Below are 2,991 nucleotides of genomic sequence, written 5' to 3' on the forward strand. Positions count from 1 at the left end.
CCCCTCCCTTCCCCTGCCCGGCTCCCACCAGGGACTCATCGGCCTCAAGGAGCGTGCCGAACTCCTGGGCGGCACCTTCGAGTCCGGGCCCACCGGCGGTGGCGGCTATGAGGTGACCCTCCGGATCCCGGCCCACGCGAACTGAGGATCAGGGGCTGGCGAGGGGTACCCTGCGGCGGGGTTCGAAGCCGGGTACGCCGTCGGCCGCCAGTGTCCGCCGCAGGGCGCGGACGGCGTGGCTGGAGCGTGACTTGACCGTGCCGGTCGGGATGTTCAGCTCGCTCGCGGTCTCCTGGACGCTGAGATCGAGGAGGTACCGGTGCACGAGCACCTCGCGCTGCGACGGCGTCATCCGGGCCAGGGCCCGTGCCATCACATGGGAGGTGAGTGTCTCCTCGACGCCGTCGGAGACGGGGCGCGGCTCCGGCTGGCGGTCGTGGTACGCCTCCGGTCGGATGCTGCGGGCCCGGTGGACGTCGATCGCCAGCCTGCGTACGACGGTGAACAGCCACGGCCTGGCCAGGTCGGGGGCGGCGGTCAGCCGCTCGGCATGGCGCCACGCACGGACGAAGGCCTCCTGGACGAGGTCCTCGGCGGCATGGGTGTCGCCGAAGGTGAGTTTTCTCGCGAAGCTCAGCAGCGCGCCGCTGTGCCGACGGTAGATGTCCTGCGCGAAGGCGCGCTCACGGTCGTCCGGACGGCACGTGGTGGTGTTCTGCTGGGACTGCATGTCTGGGGTGACCGGCCTGTTCTCGTTCGGGCGTTGCGGGACTCCTCGATGGTGCGGAGGCGGGATGTGCGGCCGATCGCTTTCTGATGGTCAGTCAGCGGGCGGCTGCGATGTTCGTGGGCCGGCGGGTCGGTCGGTGACTGCCGGTTCGCGGGCGGGACGGTCGTGCCGGCCGCCGTCCCGCTTCTCACTACGGCGCGGCGCCCGCACGGGTTCGGTGTCCGGTGCGCCGTCTCAACCCAGTCGGCGCAGCTTGGCCCGTACGGATTCCGCGTCCGGGTGTTCGAGCCGTTCCAGGATGTCCAGGGCCTCGGTCCACGCGGCCCGGGCCGCGTCCGGGCGGCCCGCGCCCAGCTGGCTGTCCCCGATGTGTGTGAGGAACTCCGACTCGTACCAGAGGACCCCGCCCGCGCGCCGGTAGCGCGCCAGGGCGCCCTCGTAGGTGGCGATGGCCTCGGCGTACTGGCCGAGGTGGTGGTGGGCGTAGCCGATGCTGTCGAGGATGGGGGCCGCGGTGAAGTCGTCGCCGTACTCCTGGGCGAGGGCCAGCGCCGCCCAGCAGTGCCGGAGGGCTTCCTCGTACCGGCCCAGCAGGGCGTGGAACCAGCCGACCCCGTTGCGCGCCCAGGCCCGCAGCCTGCCGTTCTCCGGGGTGTCGGGGAGCAGTTCCACACACAGCTCGGCGTGGTGGAGCGCCGCTTCGAGTTCGCCCTGCCGCTCCAGCACTCCGCCGAGCTGGCGGTGGCTCTCCGCGAGAGCCGTCATGTCACCGGCCTCGCGGAACATCTCGATGGCCTGTTCCAGGTAGGCGCGGGCCTCCTTGACACGGCCCGCGTACCGTTCGGCCTGGCCGAGACCGCGCAGCACATGTGCTTCGGCGGTCGGGTCGCCGAGCCGCCGGGCCGCCGCCATCGCGGTGTGCAGGGTGATGTCGAGCTCGCGCCACATGCCGCGTCCGCCGAGATGGTGCTCGATGGCCCAGGCGAGCTGCCAGGTGTGGTGGTCGAACCCGGTGGCTCCGGCCTGGCGTACGGCCGCGAGCAGCACCGCCTGCTCGGTGGCGAACCACGCCGAGGCCCGCTCCTCCGAGCGGACGAACTCCTCGGGGCGCACGCCCTCGGACAGCGGGGTGAGCGTGATCCGGTGCCTGATGAGCAGGGCCGGCTCCGCCGCCGCGCACGCGCTGTGCAGATAGTGGCCGAACATCCGGTGGCGGGCCGCCCGCAGGTCCTCCGGGTCGTCGACGGCCTCGGCCAGCTCCGTGGCGTACGCGCGCAGCAGGTCGTGGGAGGCGAAGCGGCCCGGGGCGGGCTCGTCGACGAGGTTCGCCTGGGTCAGCTCGGTCAGCAGCCGCCGGGTGACCGGGACGGTGAGTCCGGCCAGGCTCGCCGCGGCCCGCGGCGAGACGTCGGGCCCGGGGTGCACGGCGAGCAGCCGGAACAGCCGGGCGGCGGGCGGGGTGAGCGCCTGGTACGACCAGGAGAAGACGGCCCGTACGTCGGCGGCGGCATCGGTGTCGGTGAAGGCTTCCAGACTTCCCTGGCTGTCCCGGAGTTCGTCGACCAGTGCCGCCAGCGGGAACGCGGGCCGGGTCACGGCGCGGGCCGCCAGGACCGCCAGCGCCAGCGGCAGCCGGGCGCACCGCTCGACGATCTCCTCGACCGCCTCCGGTTCGGCCGCGACGCGCTCGTGCCCGAGGCGCCGGGCGAGCAGGTCGCGGGCCTCGGCCACGGAGAGCACGTCGAGGTGGATGGGCTGGGCGCCGTCCCTGGCGATGAGCCCGGAGAGCCGGTTCCGGCTGGTGACGATGACCAGCGAGCCGGAGGCCCCGGGCAGCAGGGGACGTATCTGCTCGGCGTCGCGGGCGTTGTCCAGCAGCAACAGGACGCGCCGGCCCGCGAGCAGGGTGCGGTAGCGGGCCCCCAGCGCCTCGACGTCCTGCGGGAGGGTCTGCGGTGGGACGCCGAACGCCTCCAGGACCATACGCAGCGCGCGCTCCGGCGGAACGGGTGTCCCGGTGGGGTCGAAGCCGCGCAGGTCGAGGAACAGCCGGCCGTCGGGGAAGCGGTCGGCGATCCGCCGTGCCCAGTGCACCGCGAAGGTCGTCTTCCCGACGCCCGCCATGCCCGCGATGGCGCTGATCACCACCGTCGAAGCGGCGGGCGAGGCGTCTGTGACACGGGACAGCAGCCGCTCCGCCCGCTCCAGCGCGTCCTGGCGGCCGACGAACACCGGGAGGCCGGAGGGGAGTTGCGCGGGGA

2 protein-coding genes and 1 pseudogene are annotated in these 2,991 nt (G+C 73.5%); 1 reads left to right on the forward strand and 2 read right to left on the reverse strand.

Going from position 1 to position 2,991, the window contains the following annotated elements:
• Positions 1-145, forward strand: a pseudogene (locus tag FNH04_RS43945) (two-component sensor histidine kinase); the annotation flags it as partial.
• A gap of 3 nt (positions 146-148) precedes the next feature.
• Here FNH04_RS43945 and FNH04_RS43950 read toward each other — a convergent pair.
• Positions 149-730, reverse strand: a complete 582-nt coding sequence (locus FNH04_RS43950; protein ID WP_152791830.1) for a sigma-70 family RNA polymerase sigma factor — start codon at positions 728-730, stop codon at positions 149-151.
• Positions 731-964: 234 nt separating this feature from the next.
• The coding region (locus tag FNH04_RS43955) for an ATP-binding protein (RefSeq protein ID WP_152791831.1) at positions 965-2,991 on the reverse strand (2,027 nt) is incomplete at its 5' end.

The organism is Streptomyces phyllanthi, from assembly GCF_009377205.1.
Taxonomy (GTDB): domain Bacteria; phylum Actinomycetota; class Actinomycetes; order Streptomycetales; family Streptomycetaceae; genus Streptomyces; species Streptomyces phyllanthi.

What these genes read in the sequence shown, in the direction of transcription:
- FNH04_RS43950 (WP_152791830.1), bottom strand. Translation starts at nt 730, where the DNA reads ATGCAGTCCCAGCAGAACACCACCACGTGCCGTCCGGACGACCGTGAG.